The sequence below is a fragment of the Empedobacter sp. UBA6745 genome, from assembly GCF_002453775.1.
GTDB lineage: Bacteria > Bacteroidota > Bacteroidia > Flavobacteriales > Weeksellaceae > Empedobacter > Empedobacter falsenii_C.
Genome location: NZ_DKHL01000055.1, coordinates 1 through 8,132 on the forward strand (window position 1 = coordinate 1; position 8,132 = coordinate 8,132).

Here is an 8,132-nt window from a genome sequence, read left to right on the forward strand (position 1 = left end):
TAGATGGCAAGTTTATCTAAACAAATATCAAAAGATCAAGTTATTTACGCACTTGAATACATAATTGAAAATAATATTTCTTTAACAGAATCTACCACATATGATTTAGAATATAAAGAAATGTACTTTCCTCCTAAAGAGGTTGTAAGATGGGCTGCAAAATTAGCTAAAATTCCTAATTGGGAAAACATGTCACTTTATGGCGGATCAAATACAAATGATCCACTTAAAGCAATGGGATTTAAGATTATTACTAAAAATAATATTGATGTCAACTTGGAAATAATTTCTAAGTATAAAGACATAGTTTCTAAAGGAAACAACAACAAAGAACTTTATAAATGGAATTAATCCAAAAGTTTAATGGAAAACCAGATATTGAAGCAAATGATTTTGCTAAAGAAATTTCCTCTATAAACTTTAGTAATCTTATTTATCATAATGGTATAGCAGTAAGAAATCATATTGCTAAATCAAAAACTGAAGAATATAAAAAATGTTTTAAATTTCTTTTTGATGAAAATATAAATCTTGATTATCGAATAGAAAAATTTCAAGAAGATGTTTTATCTATTTATCGTAGTATGGGTGAAAAGTTGCATCACCACCATGATGAGCGAACAATTTCTACATTCCTTACTTTTAAGTTTCCTTATAAGTATCCTCTTTATAAAAATTCATTTTATAGCGAGTATTGTAAAAAATTAGGTATAAAACAAGCTAAGAAAAACAATAGATATATTCATTACATATCACTTGTAAATGATTTTATTAAAAATTATATAACAAAAGATATTGCATTATTAGAGCTTAAAAATTCTTTTCTAACAGAAGATTGTTATTCAGATGAACAAAATCTAATATTCGCACAAGATATACTTTATCAAGTTCTTGGTAAAGAACAAGAAGAAGAAATTGAAAATGAAATAACACAAACTCAAAACCATAAAATGAAACAGTTTTCCCTTAACCAAATCTTATACGGTCCTCCTGGAACAGGGAAAACGTATAATACAATTAATAAAGCAATAGAAATTGCAAATCCTGAATTCGATTTAACACAAGATAGAAATACGATAAAACAAGAATATAATCGTTTAGTAGAGAATGGTCAAATTGTTTTTACAACCTTTCATCAAAGCATGACCTACGAAGATTTCATTGAAGGTATAAAGCCAGAAACAAAGGATAATAATGTTATTTATAATATTAAAAATGGACTTTTTAAAGAAGTTGTAAGTAAATCTATTGATAATTGGAAAAAATCTACATCTGGAACAAAACAAACAAAACCTTTTGACAAGGTATTTCAATTATTGAAAGATGAATGGGAAGAAAATCCAATGATTGAATTTCCTATGAAAAGAGAAGGAAATGATTTTAAAATTCTAGGGTTTTCTGACAGTTCTATTAATTTTCTTAAGGCAAGTGGAACGAATAACCATACTTTAAGCATTAATACTTTAAGGGATTTGTATTATGGAATAAGAGAGTTTCAAAATCAAGGAGTTGGAATTTATTATCCTTCAATAGTTGATAAATTAAATTCTTATGATGTAGATTTTGAATCTGAATCAATAAATAGTGATATTAAAAATTTTGTCATTGTAATAGACGAAATTAATCGAGGAAATGTGTCACAAATTTTTGGAGAATTAATTACATTGATAGAAGAAGATAAACGATTAGGAAATGACGAAGCAATTGAAGTCACTTTACCTTATTCGAAAGAGAAATTTGGAGTTCCGTCTAACCTTTACATCATTGGAACTATGAACACAGCAGATCGTAGTGTTGAAGCTCTAGATACTGCGCTTAGACGCCGTTTTGTTTTTGAAGAAATGCCTCCAAAATATGACTTAGAAGGTTTACAACAAGATTTATTTGGATTTACAGCTTCTCACCTATTAGAAACAATTAATAAAAGAATTGAAAAATTACTAGATAAAGATCATCAAATTGGTCATGCTTATTTTATCAATAAAAATGAAACCACGATTATAGATTCATTTTACAAAAATATAATCCCACTATTACAAGAATATTTCTTTGGTGATTACGGAAAAATAGGATTGGTTTTAGGTGCTGGATTTGTTATTGATGGTAAACAAGATCATGAAAATCAAAGTAAATCAATTTTTGCAAGTTTTGAATATGAAAACGATACTTCAGGTTATGAAGAAAGAAAATCTTATAAAATCTTAGGTTTAAATGATGAAGGCTTTGATTTTGGAAGTGCAATCAAATTATTAATGAATAAATAATATTTTGACTAAACAAAATCTCATCACTGTATTTGAACATGAAAAACGTTTTTTCAATCTAAAAGACGAAAAAGAAAAGCAAATTCATGAAGCTTTAGAACGCTATCACGGAAATTATACACCATTTTTTAAACTCTTAAGAAATGGTGTTCAATTCAATGAACATGTAGGTATAATTCAGATTGGGAAAACGACTATTGAAGTTTTACCCAAAGCAGATAAGTCTGGTGAAGAAAAATGGCGTGATTTATTAATCGGAATGATAAAAACCGTTTGGGGATTTGATGTGAAATCGACAGGTTCTAGTTCACTTAAACTGAAATCGAATTCTATTTTAGAGCTGTACTTTGAGTTATTCATTTCAGAAGTAGAATACTTACTTCATAGAGGATTAGTAAAAAGATACCGTAAAAATGAAGGAAATCAAACATCTTTAAAAGGTGCTTTACAATTCTCAAAACATATTGCTCAAAATTTGGTTCATAAAGAACGTTTTTATGTAAAATACACGCAATATTCAAACGAACATACGATTCATGAAATCTTATTCAAAACGATAAAATTGTTATCTCACTTAAACTCAAATCCTCTATTAAAAGGAAGAATTGGTACATTGGCTTTGAATTTCCCAGAAATGAAGGAAATTAAAGTCAATGAATCTACTTTTGATAAAATGGTATTTGACCGAAAAAATCAACATTATAAAACAGCTTTAGAAATTGCCAAATTATTATTGTTGAACTATCATCCTGATATTTCTAAAGGGCGAAATGATGTATTGGCTTTAATGTTTGATATGAATAGTTTATGGGAGCAGTTTATTTTAGTGACGTTGAAAAGAAAATTAAAAACACATCTTGTTTCAGCACAAGTAACTAAAAGTTTTTGGAAACCTATTTCGGGATATTCATCTAAAATGCGACCTGACATTATTTTAAAATGTAAAGGATCTCAAGAAAATTATGTTTTGGATACGAAATGGAAGAATCTTAACGGTTACAATCCATCGCCTGAAGATCTTCGTCAGATGTATGTTTACCATCGATTTTATCAAGCTAAAAAAGTTGCTCTTGTTTATCCTTCTGATCAACATTTCATTCAGAAAGGAAATTACTTTAGTTCAAAAAAACATTTAGAAATGTCAGATAAAGAATGTAGTATTATGCAAATTGCTACATCAACGGATATTAAAAATTGGCAAGAAGAGATAGTTAATTATATTAAACTATTTATTCTAAATAATTAATACAAATAAATATTATGGCAACTATAGAAGGTACTTTAGAAGAAATCTATACTTATATAGGCCCAAGAACTTCAGATATTGTTACGCAATTAGCTCGAAAACATCGTAAAAATAAATACGGAAATAGAATTTCATGTGGTGAATTAAATGAAGATAGAGGTAAATGTAAAAAGTATACAGGTTTACATGCTGCTCACATAAAAGGTAGAGAACGAAAAATTATCATTCAAGAAATTTTAGAAGAGTTTGCTGAAAAAATAACTGATTCAATATTCAAAATTAATTTAGAAGTTTTAGAAGTTGAATTTTGTAAAAAACACGAAGATTTTGAAAATACAGTTCAATTTATGTGTCCGAAACATCATAAACAATATGATTTAAATAATAAAGTGAACGATTTAGATAATATTGTATTATTAACTGATGATGAAATCTCTCTAAATGATATTATACTTACATTTGAGACAAAATCTAAGTCAATCAAACCTTACATAATTGCTTCAAATCCTTATCTGAATGACGGCAATTGTTCAATAGCTAGAATTTCAAAAGAAAAGTGGAACTTTAATCCTAAAATAAAAAATTTAAAAACGGATTATTTTTTACTGTGTTATAATCAATATGATTTTAATGTTACCATCATTAAAATAAAAGGAAATCAAATTAGCTTAGCTCGTAAGAAAAAAGATAAAAGTAAAGTTAGTTTAATTATTCCATATACTGATTCAGAGTTTACGGAAAAAAAATCGAACGAAATATTAGAAGTAATTGATATTTATAGCTTGAAACAATTAAAATGAAAACCCCAGCTAAGCTGGGGTTTTCATTTTAATATAAATTACATTAACAATAATTATATAATATACAACACATTAAAACCTTACTTTCTAATGATAAAAAACGTATTATTAAGTCTCAAAACAATTTTCGATCAAAAGAAAGAAGAAATCACAATCAATTCGGCTGATAATGAAAATTCTTTAGCTACTCGAAAGATGTATTTTTTCAAAAAAAATATCAATATTCTAAAACAAGAAGAGCAAATTATTGTTAATAGTAAAGAATCAAACATAAGATAAAAAGACTGTTCCCTGAGGGACTCGAAGGAAAGAAATCGTAAAAAACGTGACTTCGAAAACTTCAGCCACCAAGGAAACCTTTCCTAAAACATCCGCTATGATATTCTTCTGGTATTGAACGTAAATCATCTAAATACAATTTCAACTACTTCTTCTTCATTTACAGCGTATCTCTTATTCAATAAATTCATCAGGTATAAATTTTCATTTTGTTTAGCAGAAGCGAATTCATAGTGTTGTAAACTAACTGATCGAGTAACTTCTTTTTGATTAAATAAAATTTGATTTTCAATTTTATCTATCATTCTTGATTGATAATTCTTTTGATCAAAGTACCTAAAAATATCCTCGAACAACTGAAAATTAGTTACAGAAATAGATTCGTTTAACACATAATTCCAAAGTTTAATTTGTTCATATTTTATATCACGTTCTACCTTCCGAATTTGTATGTTTAGATTTCTCGTTCTGGAATAACAGTTTATATGTAAAGCATTTTTCTTTTCAAATTGTAATTCAGTTTTCAAGAAATCCAGATATCTTATCTTAATGGTATCCATACGTTTTAAGAATGAATTAAAAGCTCTTTTTCTGTTATAAATTGTCTTAATTGCTGAAGTTCGTTAATTTTAATGGTTGATTTCTCGTAATTTTCTTGTAAAAAAAGATCATCTATTTCTTCATTAACAATTGATAATTGAGCTAATATTTTACCGTGTAACAATAATTTATAATTAAGTTGATCAAAGTATTTGTAAATTTCAATTAGATAATCAATACTATTTATATTTATATTTACTTTTACCGACAAAGTATAATTCCAAAGTTTGTCTTGTTCTTGATTAATTGCATTATTTAGGTTTTTAAGTCTTATATGACAATCTCTTGCTCTTGAGTAATTCTTACAATAAATCGCATGTTTTTTATCAACTTGAAGTTCTGCTCGAATAAATTCTAAATGTTTGATTTTCTTTGTTTCCATAGTTTATAAAAAAATAAATTACAAACAAGTTTTTTAACGCCTAAAAACCACGACTAATTATTTTACTTCATTACTAATTTTTTGAAACAATTCAATCACATCTTCGTTATAGGTATATTTTTCTAAAATAGCCGATAGTTTATTCATCAAAACCTCCGAATTATTCGCAATTTCCCAAGCAGCTTCTTCCTCGGTTTCAAACTTGATGTTATCTTTTAAAACCATAACATACTTATCAGTATTGTATAAATAGTCAAAGTCAGCAGAAAAAATACGTTCAAATTCATCTTTATAATTATCATTATTTGTAGAAAAAACACTTTTGAAAATTTGAAGTCCTACTAAAGGTTCATAAATAAAACAGATGTCACCCCAATTTTCACCTTTACCTAATGTCCATCTATAATCATGGTTACCATCGTAATAATCATGGTCAAAATAAAATTTACTTGTATTAAAATTTATTCGACCTAATTTATCTGAGAATAAGCTTAACCATTCTTCTTTTAAATTATTTAAGTCTAATAGAGCGTTATTCAATGTATTCCAATCTTCTTTGTTATTATTTTCTTTAAAGTAATTATTTAAGTTTTCCATGTAAAATTTATTTTTTAGTGATTGTATTTCCCAAAATTGGATGTAATTCTTTATAAAGAATTTAAACCAACTGTTCTCTTCAAGTTTATCAGTACATTCTGTTAACCAATCTCTTAATTCAGTAACAAATGACCAATTTGTAATAAAACCTTTTGTTTCATCTAATTTTAGATAATCTAAACTAATGTTGTCAGATTTTTCTAATGACAATTCTGTGTAAGATTTCCCGCTAAATCCGCTGAGATAAACCAAACGTGATATATGCTTATTTTCAGCTTTATCTAAATCTTTACCATGAAATGTGTAAATATGATCGTACCAATAGCGATACAATTGATTTGCCTGATCTTTCGCTTCATTGGATTTATTCTCAATCACAACAGAAATCTTTTGTGGACTTGTTGCTTTTATTACAATATCAGCATTCTTATCTTCTGAGGTAATTTCCCAATCATACTTTATATTTTCGTCAAAATAAATTTCTATTTTCTTTAGAAATGAATTCAAAAATAAAGTTCCTAAACCATGATTTGCAGAAGGATTTAAGAAATATGCAACAATTTTAGAGTGTTTTGTTTCTGTAATTCCAAAAATAGAATGCATAAAATCAAATGCATTGAAGTCGTCACCTTTTGTTTCTTTTTCACTCCATTGTTTTTCTATTGACTTATATTCTTCAATAAAATTGGTTATTAATTCATTATTCATTTATAAATGGTTAAATGTTAATTATTATATTTTTTATATAATTTAGTTATAGTATTTTTTAAATCTTCTCGATAAATTTCTGGTTCTAAAACTTCACAGTTATCTCCAAATTTTAAGATTTCCATTTTCAATTCATGTGTTGGATGAACGAATAAATTTATCGTAAATGTATCAGCTTCTTCTTTGATAATTTCTTGAGAATGATGCAGAGGTAAAGATGTTAAATAATTGAATTGCGTATTGTCAAACCGTAAAACAACATTCACAGGATTACCATAGTTTTCAATTCCAAAAGCATGTTGATACATTTCGTCTACATCATAATCAACTGGAGAAAACTTTTCGTTTAATACTCTGATACTTGAAATCCTATCCAATCCATAGTTTCTTATTGCTTTTTTATCAAGATCATAGGCGATTAAATAGAATCTTTTCATCGCTTCTTTTATCGCAATTGGCGCGCATTTTCTTTTTGTTGCCTCGGTCCAATAGCTATTAAGTGTAAAGGAGAGTATGCTCTTATTTTTGATAGCTTCAACTACATCATAGAAATATTCTGTAGCAATTATTTGTTTTTTCTCTAAATGTATATATTTATTTACATTTTCAGACTGTTGCAAAATACTTGTTAATGCAATAGATTCTACTATCTTATCTTTATGTACATCATTTACAACTTTTTCTATTTTATAAACTTTTTGTCTTTTATCATACTTTATTTCATAACCAAACAACTCCTCAATGGTTTCAAAATCACGACGTATTGTTTTTTCATTTTTTATGTACGCAGAATCTAATCTTAATAAATAAGTCTGAATCTCTACCATAGTTGATGGTTTATTTTTCAGAAATCGTATAACGCTATACATACGTTGCATTGCATAACTTTTTGACATAAAATTATTTTCCACAAATGTATTCATAGGAATGTACATTTTATGTACAACCAAATACATTACTTTGATATATAATTCAAAATAATAAAAATGAATCAAGATGAAATTATTTTAAAAATAGTGTAAGGTTGTAGAATTCAAAGTATCTATTAATCATTGAATACAAGTTTTTTTTAACCTCATCAAACGATCTCAGAAAATATTATTTATATAACGCCCTCTCATATCTCACATCTAAATTCTGTTCCTAAAATACATAATACTTAGAACTCATTACTTAGAACTTAATAATCCGTCATTGCTGAAAAGTCGAGATTACTGTAAATAAGATTTTTTAAACCGACATACGATTTGCAGACG

Annotated in this window: 9 protein-coding genes; 5 read left to right on the forward strand and 4 right to left on the reverse strand. The window is 26.9% G+C overall.

The annotated features are described in order from the left end of the window. The first annotated feature begins 120 nt into the window (after positions 1 to 120). The 5 genes from B4H69_RS15335 to B4H69_RS15355 all read left to right on the forward strand — a co-directional run bounded on the left by B4H69_RS15335 (position 121) and on the right by B4H69_RS15355 (position 4,589). On the forward strand, positions 121 to 351 hold the full coding sequence (locus B4H69_RS15335) for a hypothetical protein (RefSeq protein ID WP_291094780.1): 231 nt from the start codon (positions 121 to 123) through the stop codon (positions 349 to 351). Further along, on the forward strand, positions 342 to 2,264 hold the full coding sequence (locus tag B4H69_RS15340; RefSeq protein WP_291094782.1) for an McrB family protein: 1,923 nt from the start codon (positions 342 to 344) through the stop codon (positions 2,262 to 2,264). The genes B4H69_RS15335 and B4H69_RS15340 overlap by 10 nt, the downstream gene beginning before the upstream one ends. Before the next feature lie 4 nt (positions 2,265 to 2,268). Further along, on the forward strand, positions 2,269 to 3,510 hold the full coding sequence (locus tag B4H69_RS15345; RefSeq protein ID WP_291094783.1) for an McrC family protein: 1,242 nt from the start codon (positions 2,269 to 2,271) through the stop codon (positions 3,508 to 3,510). 14 nt (positions 3,511 to 3,524) lie between these two features. Continuing rightward, a complete protein-coding gene (locus tag B4H69_RS15350; RefSeq protein WP_291094784.1) occupies positions 3,525 to 4,310 on the forward strand; it encodes a hypothetical protein in 786 nt (261 codons plus the stop codon). A gap of 90 nt (positions 4,311 to 4,400) precedes the next feature. Then, entirely contained in the window at positions 4,401 to 4,589 is a 189-nt protein-coding gene (locus B4H69_RS15355) for a hypothetical protein (protein WP_291094786.1), read from the forward strand. Between the two features lie 125 nt (positions 4,590 to 4,714). On the opposite strand, the gene B4H69_RS15360 is transcribed toward B4H69_RS15355, so the two are convergent. The 4 genes from B4H69_RS15360 to B4H69_RS15375 are packed head-to-tail and all read right to left on the reverse strand — an operon-like array spanning position 4,715 to position 7,799. Further along, positions 4,715 to 5,149, reverse strand: coding sequence for a hypothetical protein (locus B4H69_RS15360; protein WP_291094789.1), 435 nt, complete (start codon positions 5,147 to 5,149; stop codon positions 4,715 to 4,717). 5 nt (positions 5,150 to 5,154) lie between these two features. Beyond that, positions 5,155 to 5,571: a hypothetical protein gene (locus tag B4H69_RS15365; protein WP_291094791.1), complete on the reverse strand. Its 417-nt coding sequence runs from the start codon at positions 5,569 to 5,571 to the stop codon at positions 5,155 to 5,157. Positions 5,572 to 5,628: 57 nt separating this feature from the next. After that, on the reverse strand, positions 5,629 to 6,876 hold the full coding sequence (locus B4H69_RS15370; protein ID WP_291094793.1) for a PD-(D/E)XK nuclease family protein: 1,248 nt from the start codon (positions 6,874 to 6,876) through the stop codon (positions 5,629 to 5,631). A 17-nt stretch (positions 6,877 to 6,893) separates the two neighbouring features. After that, the gene (locus tag B4H69_RS15375; protein ID WP_280046253.1) at positions 6,894 to 7,799 is read right to left on the reverse strand and encodes a WYL domain-containing protein; all 906 of its coding nucleotides are present in this window, start codon (positions 7,797 to 7,799) and stop codon (positions 6,894 to 6,896) included. Between the last annotated feature and the right edge of the window lie 333 nt (positions 7,800 to 8,132).